Here is a 13,793-nt window from a genome sequence, read left to right on the forward strand (position 1 = left end):
AACTTGGTCAAGGTATCGCCGACGGCCAATAGACTGGCCGTCATGCCTAGAGGTGTCGCCATCCCCGCGATCCGGCAGCAGCTGTTCACCGCCGCCGAGCAGCTGATCGTCCGCGACGGGCCGGGCAAGCTCAGCGGCCGGGCCGTCACCGGAGCGGCGGGTGTCGCGACCGGGTTGATGTACGCGCATTTCGCCGACTTCGACGAATTCCTGACCGGCTACGCCACCGACCGCGGGTTCCTCCTCTGCGCCGAGGCGGCGAACCTGCCGGAGCGGGCGGGCACCGGCGGGATCGCGGCGAACGTGTGCGAGGTGGTCCTCGCGCGTCCGCTGGCCGCAACCGTCGCCTCGGTGCGCCTGCTGGCCGCGCGTCCCGATCTGGCGGACCGGATCGGCGAATTGCTCGGCGATCGGAACGCGGGGCTCGACACCATCGAAAGCGCAACGGCCGCATACCTTTCGGCCGAGCAGCGGCTCGGCAGGCTGCCCGCGACGGCGGATCCGGCGGCCCTCGCGCTCGCCATCGTCGGCGTCGTCCACCACCTCCTGCTCACCGTCACCGCGGAAGCCGATATCCGCCTGCGCCTGCATCGAACCGTCGCGGCGCTGGTCGGTGAGCCGACGCCGTCGGAGCACGGGAGCGCGGCGCGGTGATTTCGCGGTGGCTGGGCGCTACTTGCCCTGCCCGATCGCGCGGCTCATCCGCTGCCATTCGCGTGCCCATTCCGCGCGATTGCGCCAGGCCAGCAGCCATGTCGCGGACCAGGCGAGAGTTATTGCGCCGCAGACAATTCCGGTCAGTGTGAACAGCCCGGCGCCGATGCCCTGTATGGCGGCGGACCCGGTGGACACCGGTGCGCCGGTGGGGCGTCCGTTCGACCCGAGCCACATCGGGACCAGGTCGCCCCGTTTGGCCGATGCGGGCACCTCGATGGTCGCGGTCGCGGGGTGACCGTCGAATTTCCACTGCACGTGGGCCTCGAGGTGGCTCGCCGCGGTCTGCCCCTCGGTGGGAATCAATTCGGGATCGCTGGTAATCGCCACCTGGACAAGGGTTTTGGTGGCATTGTCGGCGTGGATGCGCGCGGCGGCGGAGGTATATCCGACGGTGCCCGCAAGACCGGCCAGCGGAACTGCGGCCAGCACGAGCACGATGGCGAGCAGCCGGATCAGCCCCTCGAACCGATCCGCAGGGCGCATCAGCGGGTTGCCGCTCCACGGCAGTGTCCGCCACAGTCGCCGCGCCAGCGAGGGATATCCGTCCATCTCGACCGCCTCCAACACCGCCCATCGAGCCGAGCCGGACAACCGGTCCGGCGGTTGCACATGCGGCGGTGTCGCGTCGTCGCGGACGCCGCCGTGGCGCGAATAGCCCGGAAGCGCCCGGCCGAAACCCGGATTGGGCGTTCCGCGGAACGGCTGTACCGCGACTCGCGGTCGCCGACAACCGCCGGTTGTCAGCGCTGAGTGGAACCCCATAGCTCGGTCCGGATTTCCAGCGGCGGCAGCCACTGCGTGCGCGGATCGAACGGGCGGAATTCGGCGCGGATGTGCTCGATCAGGCGGGGCAGCGCCGGATGTTGGCTGTGCCGATGCCAGAGCATGGCGTGTGGATAGACGGGCGTCGGATCGATAATCGGGATCTGGACGATCTCGGGATGCCATGGGACGCGCATCTTTTCGGCGCCGAATACGAAACTCTCCGGGGAGTGGGCGATCTCGTCGAGCAGATGGTCCAATCCGAAATCCGGTCCGGTGGTGTCGTTGGTGAGTCCGAATTCGCCTGCGAGATCGTTGTAGTAATGCGCCCATTCGCTGCCCGGCTCGTTGCCCGGCATGCGGGCGACCGAATCGGTGAGCTCCGCCAAGCGTATTCGGCGGCGTCCCGCCAACCGATGCCTGCGGTTGACCAGGATCTGTAGCGGTTCGAGGTAGGCGGGAACATAGTCGATAACCGGGTCGAGCTCGCCGATCACCCTGGCGAAGGCGACATCGATGGTGCCGTTCGCGAGCGCGGACCGCCCGCTGCGCAACCCTTTCGAGGAGACGATATCGATCTCGACATCGTCGTTGGCCTCGTGGAAGGCGCGGACCAATTCCGCCGGCGCGAGCCGGGTTCCGATCACGTCGACGCGCAGCGGACGGTCGCGCCCGCATACGGATTCCACCGCGCGATCGGCCAGCGCGATCAGGGCGCGGGCATGCGGGAGGAAGGCCGCGCCGTCCGGGGTGAGCTCGGCGCCGCCGCGGGCGCGCCGCAGCAGTACGGTGCCGAGCCCGGCCTCCAACTTCGCGATCCGCTTCGAAATCGCCTGCTGCGTAAGGTGCAATTCATCGGCCGCCGCTCCGAAATGCCGATCGTCGGCGATGGCGATGAACGCCCGCACCGCACCGAGATCCAGTTCCAACTTTCGCTCCTCGCACAACCGATGGTGGTCGAGGGCAGGGTAGCGCTCAGTGGTGGTGCTGGGCTGCGGGGTCGGGGTTGCCGCCCATCATGCGCAGCATGGGGATTCCGCCGGTGCGGATGAAGCGCAGGACGAGCAGGGCGGCGAGGATGAGGAAGGCGATATTGAGCCAGGTGGTGTAGTTCCAGCTGATGCCGTCGGCCATGACCATGGCGTTGCGTTCCTTCGGCGTGAGACCCGTTGCGCCGAACAGGATTTCGACGAGGTAGCCGGCGCCCGCCATGGCGGCGTAGAACGTCGCGAGCAGGGTGAGCGTCATGCGGGCTCCATAGTATTTGCGGTAGATGTTGAGGATCGGCAGGATCAGCAGGTCGGCGTAGATGAAGGCGATGACGCCGCCGAAGCTGATGCCGCCGTTCCACAGCACCGCGGCCAGCGGCACGTTGCCGATCGAGCAGACGAACGACAGGATCGCCACCAGCGGCCCGACCAGCGGTCCCCAGATCGCGGACAGCAGCGGATGATCGGTCAGGAAGAAGTTCTGCCAGAACGAATTCGGCACCCACGCGCCGATCGCGCCCGCGATGAGCAGCCCGATGATCAGGTCGCGCAGGATGGCGGCCCATTCCATCACGAAGACGTGGGATACCGCGGTCAGGCCCGGGCGGGAGAGCAGCCGCCGCAGGAACGACCCCTCGGACGGCACCGACATATCCATGGCCGCATGGCCTTCCATCGATCCGGCGAGCCCGCGTTCGGCCTGCGCTCGCGCCGCGTCCACCAGCCTGGACCGGACGAAGATCCGGAACAGCACCGCGAGCAGCACGATCATGATCGGCCCCCCGATGAATTCCGCGGCGGTGAACTGCCAGCCGAGTAGCAGCGCGAGGATGATGCCGAGTTCGGCGACGAGGTTGGTCGAGCCGATCTCGAAGGCCATCGCCGCGGTGAAATTCGCGCCCTTGCGGAACAGCGAACGCGCGAGCGCGACCGCGGCATACGAGCAGGAGGAGGATGCGGCGCCGAGCCCGGCCGCGATCGCGAGCGTGCGCGGGCTGTCGTCGCCCAGCAGCCGCACGATGGTGGATTTGCGCACCACCGCCTGCACCACCGCCGACAGCGTGAATCCGAGGATGAGCGCCCAGAGTATCTCCCAGGTCATGGACCCGGTGAGGGCCAGTGCGTGTCCGATCGCGTGCATCGGTGGCCTCGTCTCGCGGTAGTCGGATGGGGTCCGGACGGCATCCCTTGGACACCTTATACCGGTAGGGGGTATTGCGGTCAAGGGTGCGGGCGCATGTCGGTCGAGAACGCATTCCCCAGTGGAGTGGGGAGCCGCGCGGAATACCTTGGCGGCCTCGGAAAGTCGTATCTTGATCGCGGCTCTTATGCCACGGATGAGCGCTAATTATTGGAGGTTCCGGGAAATGGCGCTAAAACATGTCCGCGTCACGGCTCTGCTGATTGCGGCGACCCCGCTCGCCGCTGCGATGGCACTACTTCCGACCACCCCCGCGGGCGCCGCCGACGGCGATCTCGGCTGCCAGGCGTCCCTCAATCTGACTCTCACCCCGCCGTTGCAGGCCGGCGGCAGCGCCACTGTCAGCATCAGTGGTGACCTCACCAATTGCACGTCGAGCAACGGCCAGCACAGCGATCTGACCGCGGGCAAGCTGGCGGGCACCGGCACCGCGTCGGCCACCTCGATGATTCTGTTCCCGTGCGGAATCTCGGTGGACGGCAATGGATCCGGCACGGTCACCTGGGCATCGGGCAGCACGAGCGATATCAGCTGGCAGCTCTCCATGCCGACCTTCAGCGCGAATGTCACCGGGGGCCAGTTGAGCGGCGACACGGTGGGGGCGAGCATCCAGAACGCCCAGCCGAATCCGGGCTGCGAGACCAGCGGCCTGAGCACCCTCGCGGTCCAGGCGCAGGTGACGTTCAGCTGAAAGCGCGCCGCGGCGGGCCCACCGCCGCGCTTCGAAATACCGGCAATAGAGTTAGGTGGTACCAAAAATGTCCGCACTTTACAGCGTTGTGGATTACATCGCCCAGAACAACTCCGGCTCCAGCAGCGGCGGTCATTCGCCGAGCACCGGATCGTCGCTCGTCGGCAGCGGCTCGGTCGGCATCGCGATCGATCTGGCCAAATTGATTCTCGGATTATTGACGGCATTCTGATCCGAATATTCGGCGTCCAGCGCGGAGACCATCGGTTTCCGCGCTGGACGTCGTTGTGCTGTATGGGATTGCCCGCTGATGGGGAATTTCCACAGTTGGCGCGATAACTCTACCGATCATTTCTGTGAGATCGTTTAGCGGCAGCGATGTTCGAGCCGCCGAATCGGCTTGTACTGCAATCGATCACAGATCCAGGCGAACGCCCGATACGGGGCGTGGCTGCGTTCGCCCTCGGATTGCTTATCAAAGGGGTTGATTCCCATGCGAATTCATCGTCCATCGAATGGACGCATTCGAACCTGCGCGGTACCGGGATCGCGGACGCTGCTCGCGCCCGCCGTGGTGGCGTTGAGCCTGATCTGCGGCGCGACGGCGGCCGCGGCACCCTCCGGCGCCCCGCATACCGGCACCGGGAACGGTTCGTCGACCGGTTCGGCCGATCCGACGCCGGGCTCGGACGGCGTCGGCGACCCGTACTATCCGCAGGACGGCAACGGCGGTTACACGGCGGTCCACTACGACCTCGGAATCGACTACGACCCGCCGACCCACCACCTCACCGGCAAGGCGACGATCACCGCGAACGCGACGCAGGACCTGTCCGCGTTCAACCTCGATTTCGCCGGTCCGCCGGTGCAGGGCGTCACCGTCAACGGCAAGGCGGCCCGCTTCGACCGGCAGGGCGAGCACGAACTCGTCATCACCCCGGCCGACCCGCTGCCGAACGAGCAGTCGTTCACGGTGACCGTCGACTACTCCGGCACCGTCGCCGACACCGGCGGTAACGGCTGGACGTATTCGCCGAGCGGCGGCGCCTTCGCCGCGGGCGAACCGCATTCCGCGACAACGTGGTACCCGCTCAACGACACCCCGTTGAACAAGGCCACGGTCACCCTGCACGCCACCGTGCCGACCGGCTGGGATGTCGCGTCCAACGGAATCATGACCTCCGACAACCCATCCGGGACCGATCACCACACGGTGACCTGGGAGGACCGCAGCCCGATCATCGGTTACCTGACCACGATCGCGATCGACAAGTTCACCCACCTCAGCCAGAAGCGTTCCGACGGAACGCCTTTGGAGAGTGTCTTCGCGCCGGGCGCGGCGGCTCAGAAACAGGAGCTGGAGAAGAAGCTCCCGCAGGTGCTCGACTTCGAGGAGCAGCTGTACGGCCCGTACCCGTTCGAGTCGGGCGGCGGCATCTACGTCGACACGGATCTGCGGTTCTCGCTGGAGACGCAGACCCGGCCGATCTACGCGCCGTGGACGGATCTGAACACGCTGATCCACGAGAACGCCCATCAGTGGTGGGGCGATTCGATGTCGGTGACGCTGTGGAAGGACGTCTGCCTGAACGAATGCTTCGCCAGCTACACCGCCGATATCCTCTGGCCGGAACGGATCGACAAGCAGGATGCCGATCAGCTCTACCTGGACGACCTCGCGCGCTGGGAGAAGCGCGACATCTGGAAGATCCCGCTGTTCGATCCCGGCAAGGGCAACGAGTTCACCACCGTCTACACCAGGGGCGCGCTGTTCCTGCACGCACTGCGCCGCACCATCGGTGACGACGTATTCTTCACCGCGGTAAAGGATTTCGTGCAGGACCACAAGTTCGGCAACGCCTCGATCCCGGAGTTCCGCGACTTCATCCAGTTGCGCAGCCCCGAACAGCTCGGCGGGTTCTTCGACGCTTGGCTGAACGGGACCACTCGGCCCGCGGATGAATACCTCTTCCCGGGTTCGCTGGGGGACCGCCACAAGAAGAATCCGTCGCCGCAGGTCAACGAGACACCGCAGTGGCCGTCCGGGCAGGGCGACCGCAAGGGTGCCGGTCAGTAACGGATTCGGTGGCCGTCCACGGATTCGCCTGGGCGGCCACCGTTTTCATGCGTCCAGCACCTTGTCCGGATTGAACAGGCCGAGCGGATCGATGGCACGCTTGATCGCGGCCATCAGGTCGACCGCGGCGCCGTGCTCGTCGCGCAGGTACTTCTTCTTGGCCAGGCCGATGCCGTGTTCGCCGGTGGCGGTGCCGCCGACGGCGAGCGCGTGCCGCACCACGCTGTCGGAAAACTGTTGTGCCGCGGCATAGCTCGCGTCCGTATAGGGGATGACGGCGTGCACGTTGCCATCGCCGATATGTCCGGCGACGCTGACCGCGAGCCCGAGTTCCGCACCGAGCCGGGTCGCGGTGTCGACGGCCGCGGCGACCCGGGAGAACGGGACGGCGGTGTCGGTCACCATGAATCGGTGCCCGGGATGGTGCGCCTTCAGTGCGAAGAAGAGATTGTGCCGGTCCTCCCAGAGGGCATGCCGCTCGGTGTGGGTGCGGGCCGTCGCGATATCGATGGCGTTGTGCGCCTGGGCGATTCGCTGGACCTCCTGTTCATCGGCGGTGCCCGCGACGGCCGACGACGATTCGATGTCGACGAACAGCGCGGGTGTTTCGGCGTAGTCGGTGCCGCGGTAGGCGTTGATCGCGGCCATACTCGGGGCGTCGACCAGTTCGAGCCTGCTGACCGGCAGCGCCGCGCCCATGACCGCGAGCGAGGCATCGACGGCATCGGCCACCGTCGGAAACGAAATCCGCAGCGAGCGGAGCCATTCCGGAATCGGGTGCAGGCGGACGGTGAGCTCGGTGATGATGCCGAGCGTCCCCGCCGAGCCGATCAGCAGATCCTTCAGGTCGTAGCCGCTCGACGATTTGCGGACCGCGCGGCCGAACCGGGCCGCGGTCGCGTCGGCGAGAACAGCCTGCAGCGCAAGCACATTCGCACGCATCCCGCCGTACCGGACGGTGGTTGTGCCGCTGGCGTTGGTGGCCGCCATCCCGCCGAGTGAGGCGTCCGCGCCGGGATCGACGGTGAACTGCAGGCCGAATTCCGCGGTGGCCGCGTTCAATTGGGTGCGCGTCACCCCGGGCTGCACCGTCGCGGTGAAATCGACGGGTGAGATGTCCAGGATCGCGTTCGCCCGCGACAGGTCGACGATCAGCTCGTCGCGCTGCGCGAGCAGATGCCCCTCCAGGCTGGTTCCCGCGCCGCGGGGGATGAGCGGAGTTCGGGTGGCCTCGGCCCATTCGACCACGGCGATCACTTCTTCCACGCCGGTCGGGTAAACGATCCCCCGCGGCCGCCGTCCGGTGCGCCCGGTCTCGTCCACCGTGAACTGATCCAGAACCGCCGGGCGCGTGTCGATCTCGAGCGGCGGCCCGCCGAATGCGGTGGTCCCCGTACCCCTGTTCACCGACATCGCGCTCCTCCGTACCTCGGGCTGCTCGTATTCGCATGGTAGAGCCCGCGTGTCGTACGGAACCACCGCTGTCCGGGCGGATCGCGGATCCGGCGAAAACGATGTTCACGGAGATCGGGTGCGCCGAAAGCACGCCCAGGCCGAGATCGGTTCACGGCCTGGGCGTTTCGGGTTCAGGAGAGCTGCACGACGGCGGTGGCGCGGCCGAAGATCTTGCGGTCCGCATATGTCGCGCCGATGGCGATGGTCGCGGTGCCCGTTGCGGGGTCCACCGATTTGATCTTGCCGGTGTAGCGGATCTCGCTGGTGCCGTCGAAGGAGACGTAGACCGGGCTGGTCATGCGGACGCTGTATTGCAGCAGCGCGCCCGGGTCGTCGAGCCATGCGGTGACGAATCCGGCGCCGAGGCCCATGGTCAGCATGCCGTGCGCGACGATGCCCTGCTCCAGTCCGACCATTTCGGCGGCCTGGTCGCTCCAGTGGATCGGATTCGGATCTCCGGATACGCCCGCATAGTTGACCAGATCGCCGCGGGTGAGCCGGACGGTGCGCGGCGGCAGTTCCGCACCCTCGCGCACCGATGCCAGCGCGCGCCCGTTTGCGGCGGCGCGTCGCGGCAGCGGTTCGAATTCGCGGTGTGCGATCGGCTCCGGTGTCGGCGCGGGCACGTCGGGGGTGCGGACATCGTGCCGGACGAGCCCGAGCACGAATTCCGCTATCTCGGTGTCCTTTTCGGTTTGGACCGAGCGGGCGATCAGGCTGGTGTACGCGGTGAGCACGGTCTCGTCGCGCTGGTTGGTGATCGTGTTCTCGACGACCATCAGGTCGCCGCCGAACGCCTGGCGGAACGAGTGCAGCGAAACGTTGCTGGTGAGCCGGTCGCCCGCGACGATCGGCTGGTGATAGTTGAAGACCTGGTCGGTCTGCACGGCGGTGGACAGGTCGTAGCCGGTGAGCATGGCCGCGAGCATTTTCTGGACCGCCCCGCTGAGCAGGCAGGTGAAGGTCGGCGGCGCGAGCAGCCCGCGGTATCCGTATGCCGTGGCTTCGGCTTCGTTCCAGTGGACCGGATGCTCGTCTCGGACGGCGCGTGCGTACTCGCGAATCTTCTCGCGGCCGACCTCGTATTCCTCGTTGACGCGGTAGCGGCGACCGACGATCGACCTCGCGTAATCCGCCAGATTCAGCGCCGGGATCTCCGCCACCAGCTGCGCGATGCCCGCATCGCGTTCCATGCCGGTGACATCCAAGGTGAATACCTCCGTTCGGTGGGTTTCGTGTGCAACATACGGCAACATCGGCGGATTGCCGGTAGATTGCCGGTGCGGGTTTTCCGGCCGGTGTCATGCTTTCGCTACGCTGGCCAGGTGCCTTCGTTCGGAAATCGTTCCCGGGTAATCGTTTACGCCCTCGGCGGCACCATCGCCATGACCGGTGCCGGCGGGGTGACCCCGTCGCTGTCCGCGGGTGAGTTACTTGGCGCGGTCCCCGGTCTCGCCGACAGCGGTGTCGAGCTCGAGGTGGTCGACTTCCGCCGGGTGCCCGGCGCCGCGCTGACCATCGCCGACATCACCGAGTTGGCCGTCGAAATCGGTACGCGCATCGGCGATTTCGACGGCGCCGTGGTCGTGCAAGGCACCGACACCATCGAGGAGACCGCCTACCTGCTCGATCTGCTGCATCCGGAACCGGAACCGATCGTCGTCACCGGTGCGATGCGCAATCCGACGCAGGCCGGTGCCGACGGACCGGCGAACCTGCTGGCCGCCATCCGAACGGCGGCGGACCCGCATGCGAGAAACCAAGGCGCCCTTGTGGTTTTCGCCGACGAGATCCACGCCGCGCGCCGGGTCGGCAAGACGCACACCACCAGCATCGCCACTTTCGTCTCACGTAACGGCGGCCCGCTCGGCTATCTGGTCGAGGGACGTGCGCGCCTGCTCAATCGGCTCACCCACCGCACCGTCGTCCCCGGGTATCCCGCCGCCGACCTGAAGGTTCCGGTGCTGCCGGTCGCGCTCGGCGAGGACGGCACCGTCCTGGAGGCGGTCGCGGATCGCGTCGACGGACTCATCGTCGCCGGATTCGGTGCGGGGCACGTACCGGCCCACCTCGTTCCGGGACTCGAAAAGCTTTGCGCCCGAGTACCTGTCGTGCTCGCCTCGCGCACCGGCAGCGGTTCGGTCCTCGCCGGCACCTACGGTTTCGCGGGCAGTGAGCGCGACCTCCTCGCCCGCGGCCTCATCCGCGCCGGCTACCTGGACCCGCTGAAGGCACGGCTCCTACTGCTGACCCTGCTGGCCGCCGGCGCGGACCGTACCGCCATCCTCGCCGCGTTCGGCGTCGCCGGCGAATATCGCGAACCCGGCGATTGGCCGTGGCTCGCACCCGAATGAGCGCTTCGTATCGGATCGCCGCCGCCGACCTCGGCGATGACGCATATTTGTAGGTATGGAAGAGTCGCTCACCTTCCGTGACGGACACCGGGTCACCAAGATTGCCGAAGGCGTCGACGAGCACGGCCCCTACCTGCGGTTGCGACATCTGTTGCCGACTCCGAAGCGAAGGGCGGGCGCGCACTGGCATCCGGTGCTGACCGAGCGCTGGACGGTCCGGCGGGGTCGCATGAAATTCCGGATCGACGGGTCCGATATCGTTGCGGGCGAGGGTGATTCGGTATCGGCCCCGGCGCGGGTGGTGCACGAATTCTGGAGCGCGGCACCGGATACGATTCTCGACCATGAGATCAGGCCGCCGCTGCGGCACTGGGAGATGTTCCGGCTCTGGCAGGCGCTCGACGTCGCAGGCCGCACCACCAGGTCCGGAATTCCACGCAACCCGTTCGAGCTGGCGCTGCTGTGGGAGCGTCAGGACGGCTACCTCGCGGGCGTACCCGCCTGGGCGCAGCGGCTGCTGTTCGGCGGGCTCGCGGCGCTGGCCCGCCGCCTGGGTTACGAATCTCGTTGGCGCGCAGCATAAATGGCGCTGACCGACGGCGCCGGAATTCCGGCGGATTTTTACCGTAAGACGCGCCGATAACACCATTGAATACCCCGTCGTGTGCGCCGGATGTCCTGTCCACAGGACATATTCGGGTGGGGTGGGAGATGGTGTTGTGACGGGTTCGGCGCGGAATCGTTTTCGGCCCGGCGGTTTGATTATGCGAGAGTTGGTCGATCGTTTGTGTAAGTCATTTTCGGGAGTCCTTGTGGGGGATTTCGTATGAGTACCGCTGCGCCGGATGTATTGGATATGGTCGGTATCGGGTTCGGGCCGTCCGGGCTCGCGCTGGCCATCGCATTGGAGGAGTTGCCCGCCGATGCGCTGGAGCCACCGGTAGCCGCCATGTTCTTCGAACGCAAGGCCGCCTTCGGCTGGCATCGGAATATGCTGCTGCCCGCGACGAAGATGCAGGTCGCATTTCTCAAGGACCTCGTCACGTTCCGCAATCCGCGATCCCGGTTCGGCTTCGTTTCCTACCTGCATTCGATGGGCCGCCTGGCCCAGTTCGTGAACAACCGGGACTTCTTTCCCACCCGCCACGAATTCCACGATTACCTGGAATGGGCCGCGCGGATGGTCGCGGACCGGGTGACCTACGGCGCCGAGGTGACCGGCATCCGGCTGCCCGGCGGCGATCCGCGCGCCGACCGCCTGGAGATCGAGGTGGTCGAGCACGGCCGCGGCCGCCGGGTGCTCAACGCGCGCAATGTCGTCATCTCGACCGGTCTGGTGCCCGCCATGCCCTCGGGCCTCGAACGCGGTGAAAGGGTCTGGCACAGTTCGGAATTCATCGAGCGGTTCGGCGGCTGCGATCCGCGTGACCTGCGCCGGGTGGTCGTCGCGGGCGCCGGGCAGAGCGCGGCCGAGATCACCAGGTACCTCTACGACACGCTGCCGGACGCCACCATTTTCGCAGTGATCCCGTCCTACGGATATTCGATCGCCGACAACACTCCGTTCGCGAATCAGATTTTCGATCCGGGCGCGGTCGACACCTACTACTCCGGCTCCAGCGAGTCCAAGGAGATGTTCTGGCGATATCACCGCAATACCAACTATTCGGTGGTCGACGACGAGGTGATCCGGGAGCTGTACCGGCGCGCGTACGACGACGAGGTGCGCAATGTCGACCGACTGCGGCTGCTGCGGCTGTGCCGGGTCGCCGGAATTCGCGGGAATGGTTCGGGCACAAGGCTTTCGGTGCATTCGCTGCTGGACGGTCAGTCGGTGGAGCTGGATGCCGACCTGCTGGTCTGCGCCACCGGATATAACGCGATGCAGCCCGCGAGCCTGCTCGGCGAACTGGACCGGTACCTGCGCCGCGATGCCGCGGGCCGCTACCTGGTGACCAGGGATTATCGGTTGATCGGCGATCTCGACCTGCCCGGTATCTACCTGCAAGGCGGCACCGAGCACACGCACGGTCTCTCTTCGTCGCTGCTGTCCAATATCGCGGTGCGCAGCGGGGAAATCGCCGAATCCATTCTCGGTCGCCGGGTCGGGCACGAACTGGAATCGGTGGTCGCGGCCGATCGGCTCGACCCGGCGAAAAGCTGGCCTGCGGGTGCGAATCTGCCGGGCTGATTACGCCCAGCGAATGGCTGTCCCGTCGACGGGACACGAATTATCGGCGGCGGTTCCGGCCCTCGCCGGGAGCATGAAACCGATCACCCCGCGAAATATGATCGGAAATATCTATTGCGCCCGAACAACGGCGTAATTCCGCAGCACGGGGACGCTCGAAAAACAAGCCGATCCGGCGTGAGGAGCGAATTGATGTCCATTACCGGATCCCGGTACCGAATCGGACCGCTGCCCGAATTTCTCGCGATACGGCCGGATTCGCCCGCGATGCCGGTCCGAGTGCCGACCGGTGATCGGGTGTGGCTGGTGACCGATTACGCGCTGGGGCGCGCGGTACTTGCCGACGCGCGATTCAGCAGGGCGGCGGCCGCCCGTCCGGAGGCGCCGAAATTGGGCACGGTGGATCCGTCACCGGATTCGATCATGAGCATGGACGGCGCGGCGCACGCCAGGCTGCGCCGCTTGGCCGGGGCGGCATTCACCACGCATCGCGTCGCCGAGCAGGCGCCGTTCATCGAGCGGATCGCCGACCAATTGCTCGCGGCGCTGGCCGATGGGCCGCGCCCAGCCGACCTGGTGGCCGGATTCATCTCGCCGCTGCCGATGGCCGCGATGGGCGCGCTGCTCGGCGTACCGCCGGCCGATCGGCCGAAATTCGATGCCTCGGTGACCGCGCTGTTCGAAATGTCCACCGACGACGGCACCAAACGGGCCCGGCACGAACTGATTCTGGTGGACTACGTGTCATCCCTGATCAGCAGCAAGCGCCGGGATCCGCGCGACGATGTGCTGAGCGCGCTGATCCGGGCCAACGACGGCGGCACGCTCTCGCACGCCGAACTCATCAACCTCGGGCTCGCCCTGCTGATGGCGGGGTACGAGACAACGGTTGGGCTGCTCGGCATTTCGGTGCTCGCGCTGCTCTGCGATGCCGAACTGCGCGCGCGGCCACTGGACGAGGCGACCATCGAGGAACTGGTCCGCATCGGCGCGTCGACCTCGGTGAGCGCGCCCCGGGTCGCCACCGAGGACGTCGAACTCGGCGGCACCACGATCGCCGCCGGTGCCGCGGTGGTCGTCTCGCTGCTGCACTGCAATGGCCTCTTCGATGAAACGACCAATCCCACAACGCATCTCACCTTCGGGCACGGCCTGCACCGCTGCCTCGGCGCACCGCTGGCCCGATTGCAGCTGCGGATCGCGCTGACCCGGCTGCTACAGCGCTTCCCCGGCCTGCGGCTGGCGGACGGCCCGGATGCCGTGCGGTGGAAGGCGGGCCTGGCGACCAGGGGCCTGACCGCACTGTCCGTCGAATGGTGAAACGCGGTGAGCCGCACGGAAAGAGGAGTTCAGGTG

General features: G+C 66.9%; 13 protein-coding genes. 8 read left to right on the forward strand and 5 right to left on the reverse strand.

What is annotated here, in order from left to right; all coding sequences use genetic code 11:
* Positions 1-42 precede the first annotated feature (42 nt).
* The gene (locus tag F5544_RS10500; protein ID WP_167473022.1) at positions 43-654 is read left to right on the forward strand and encodes a TetR family transcriptional regulator; all 612 of its coding nucleotides are present in this window, start codon (positions 43-45) and stop codon (positions 652-654) included.
* Positions 655-672: 18 nt separating this feature from the next.
* Here F5544_RS10500 and F5544_RS10505 read toward each other — a convergent pair whose 3' ends face one another.
* The 3 genes from F5544_RS10505 to F5544_RS10515 are packed head-to-tail and all read right to left on the reverse strand — an operon-like array spanning position 673 to position 3,609.
* Positions 673-1,479: an Rv1733c family protein gene (locus F5544_RS10505; protein WP_167473023.1), complete on the reverse strand. Its 807-nt coding sequence runs from the start codon at positions 1,477-1,479 to the stop codon at positions 673-675.
* The gene (locus F5544_RS10510) at positions 1,458-2,408 is read right to left on the reverse strand and encodes a LysR family transcriptional regulator (protein ID WP_167473024.1); all 951 of its coding nucleotides are present in this window, start codon (positions 2,406-2,408) and stop codon (positions 1,458-1,460) included. Before F5544_RS10510 ends, F5544_RS10505 begins: the two co-directional genes overlap by 22 nt.
* A gap of 46 nt (positions 2,409-2,454) precedes the next feature.
* Positions 2,455-3,609 (reverse strand): permease, encoded by a 1,155-nt coding sequence (locus F5544_RS10515; RefSeq protein ID WP_167473025.1) that lies wholly within the window; start codon positions 3,607-3,609, stop codon positions 2,455-2,457.
* A gap of 226 nt (positions 3,610-3,835) precedes the next feature.
* Between F5544_RS10515 and F5544_RS10520 the strand changes: the two genes are divergently transcribed.
* From F5544_RS10520 to F5544_RS10530, 3 genes are all read left to right on the forward strand, one after another.
* Positions 3,836-4,360, forward strand: a complete 525-nt coding sequence (locus tag F5544_RS10520) for a hypothetical protein (protein ID WP_167473026.1) — start codon at positions 3,836-3,838, stop codon at positions 4,358-4,360.
* Between the two features lie 67 nt (positions 4,361-4,427).
* The gene (locus tag F5544_RS10525) at positions 4,428-4,592 is read left to right on the forward strand and encodes a hypothetical protein (RefSeq protein WP_167473027.1); all 165 of its coding nucleotides are present in this window, start codon (positions 4,428-4,430) and stop codon (positions 4,590-4,592) included.
* A 261-nt stretch (positions 4,593-4,853) separates the two neighbouring features.
* Positions 4,854-6,437 (forward strand): M1 family metallopeptidase, encoded by a 1,584-nt coding sequence (locus F5544_RS10530; protein ID WP_167473028.1) that lies wholly within the window; start codon positions 4,854-4,856, stop codon positions 6,435-6,437.
* A 45-nt stretch (positions 6,438-6,482) separates the two neighbouring features.
* On the opposite strand, the gene F5544_RS10535 is transcribed toward F5544_RS10530, so the two are convergent.
* Positions 6,483-7,850 carry an FAD-binding oxidoreductase gene (locus F5544_RS10535; RefSeq protein WP_167473029.1) on the reverse strand — a complete coding sequence of 456 codons (1,368 nt, stop codon included), beginning with the start codon at positions 7,848-7,850 and terminating at the stop codon, positions 6,483-6,485.
* A gap of 173 nt (positions 7,851-8,023) precedes the next feature.
* On the reverse strand, positions 8,024-9,148 hold the full coding sequence (locus F5544_RS10540; protein WP_238847187.1) for a fused (3R)-hydroxyacyl-ACP dehydratase subunits HadA/HadB: 1,125 nt from the start codon (positions 9,146-9,148) through the stop codon (positions 8,024-8,026).
* A gap of 69 nt (positions 9,149-9,217) precedes the next feature.
* On the opposite strand from F5544_RS10540, the gene F5544_RS10545 reads away from it, so the two are divergent.
* From F5544_RS10545 to F5544_RS10560, 4 genes are all read left to right on the forward strand, one after another.
* Entirely contained in the window at positions 9,218-10,246 is a 1,029-nt protein-coding gene (locus tag F5544_RS10545) for an asparaginase (protein ID WP_167471223.1), read from the forward strand.
* A gap of 55 nt (positions 10,247-10,301) precedes the next feature.
* Complete coding sequence (locus tag F5544_RS10550; protein ID WP_167473031.1) at positions 10,302-10,829, forward strand: cupin domain-containing protein; 528 nt, start codon at positions 10,302-10,304, stop codon at positions 10,827-10,829.
* Positions 10,830-11,072: 243 nt separating this feature from the next.
* Complete coding sequence (locus F5544_RS10555; RefSeq protein ID WP_167473032.1) at positions 11,073-12,437, forward strand: lysine N(6)-hydroxylase/L-ornithine N(5)-oxygenase family protein; 1,365 nt, start codon at positions 11,073-11,075, stop codon at positions 12,435-12,437.
* 192 nt (positions 12,438-12,629) lie between these two features.
* Positions 12,630-13,757, forward strand: a complete 1,128-nt coding sequence (locus tag F5544_RS10560) for a cytochrome P450 (RefSeq protein ID WP_167473033.1) — start codon at positions 12,630-12,632, stop codon at positions 13,755-13,757.
* Positions 13,758-13,793 lie beyond the last annotated feature (36 nt).

Origin of the sequence: Nocardia arthritidis (assembly GCF_011801145.1) — a bacterium.
Classification (GTDB): domain Bacteria; phylum Actinomycetota; class Actinomycetes; order Mycobacteriales; family Mycobacteriaceae; genus Nocardia; species Nocardia arthritidis_A.

Bases quoted from the DNA above. Each gene is read 5' to 3' on its own strand.
- F5544_RS10500 (WP_167473022.1), top strand. From the start codon at position 43: ATGCCTAGAGGTGTCGCCATCCCCGCGATCCGGCAGCAGCTGTTCACC.
- F5544_RS10505 (WP_167473023.1), bottom strand. From the start codon at position 1,479: ATGGGGTTCCACTCAGCGCTGACAACCGGCGGTTGTCGGCGACCGCGA.
- F5544_RS10515 (WP_167473025.1), bottom strand. From the start codon at position 3,609: ATGCACGCGATCGGACACGCACTGGCCCTCACCGGGTCCATGACCTGG.
- F5544_RS10520 (WP_167473026.1), top strand. From the start codon at position 3,836: ATGGCGCTAAAACATGTCCGCGTCACGGCTCTGCTGATTGCGGCGACC.
- F5544_RS10525 (WP_167473027.1), top strand. From the start codon at position 4,428: ATGTCCGCACTTTACAGCGTTGTGGATTACATCGCCCAGAACAACTCC.
- F5544_RS10530 (WP_167473028.1), top strand. From the start codon at position 4,854: ATGCGAATTCATCGTCCATCGAATGGACGCATTCGAACCTGCGCGGTA.
- F5544_RS10535 (WP_167473029.1), bottom strand. From the start codon at position 7,850: ATGTCGGTGAACAGGGGTACGGGGACCACCGCATTCGGCGGGCCGCCG.
- F5544_RS10540 (WP_238847187.1), bottom strand. From the start codon at position 9,148: ATGTTGCCGTATGTTGCACACGAAACCCACCGAACGGAGGTATTCACC.
- F5544_RS10550 (WP_167473031.1), top strand. From the start codon at position 10,302: ATGGAAGAGTCGCTCACCTTCCGTGACGGACACCGGGTCACCAAGATT.
- F5544_RS10555 (WP_167473032.1), top strand. From the start codon at position 11,073: ATGAGTACCGCTGCGCCGGATGTATTGGATATGGTCGGTATCGGGTTC.
- F5544_RS10560 (WP_167473033.1), top strand. From the start codon at position 12,630: ATGTCCATTACCGGATCCCGGTACCGAATCGGACCGCTGCCCGAATTT.